The organism is Bacillus sp. GW823-FHT06A10 (genome assembly GCF_058795375.1).
The window spans coordinates 1-576 of the sequence record NZ_JBXAHT010000021.1; the positions used below are offsets into that span (position 1 = coordinate 1).

Sequence of the window (576 nt, forward strand, 5' to 3'; positions counted from 1 at the left end):
TCCCAAGAAATACCCACAGAAGCCACCAAAAGTGGCAATAAAGGTTTTTAATAATACATCAATACGATCCATCTTTTTCTCTCCTTTTTTAGATAATAAAAAAAGACCAGCTTATGGCTGCTCTGATTTCTCGTCTATTAATTTTTGTACTAATTCTGTTAATGTGGACACATCGTTTGTTAGTTTCGTAACTTGCTCTTTTAGTTGTTTATTCTCACCTTTAACAGTAGTTAACTCTTCGTTAAATTGATGATACTGCTGTTGGAAAGCTGCAATAAAGATCGAAACAGTATTATATAAATTAATGGCCCGTTTCTCTTTATCTGTAAAGATAGCATCCGTATCGTCTGCAATCATACCGAAATACGTTTCAATTTCTTTTGTTGTATATGGTTCTGTTTGTTCTTCCGGTTTGTTCACACGCATTTGATACAGATCATACATGTCGTCCTTGAAGTTGTACTGTTTGATAGCTAAACTCATGATTTTATCAAGAGCGGAGAAAGGAATATCTTTTATATTTTCTTTCATATTCCTAGCTGATGTAGGATTAAATGCTTTCGCCCACATTTGACC

Annotated in this window: 1 protein-coding gene and 1 pseudogene; both read right to left on the reverse strand. The window is 34.0% G+C overall.

Annotation, left to right across the window (positions count from 1 at the left end):
* Window positions 1–72: pseudogene (locus AC1Q8M_RS27860) on the reverse strand (phage holin family protein); the annotation flags it as partial.
* A gap of 39 nt (window positions 73–111) precedes the next feature.
* A partial coding sequence (locus AC1Q8M_RS27865; protein ID WP_492334236.1) for a tail fiber domain-containing protein occupies window positions 112–576 on the reverse strand: 465 nt, incomplete at its 5' end.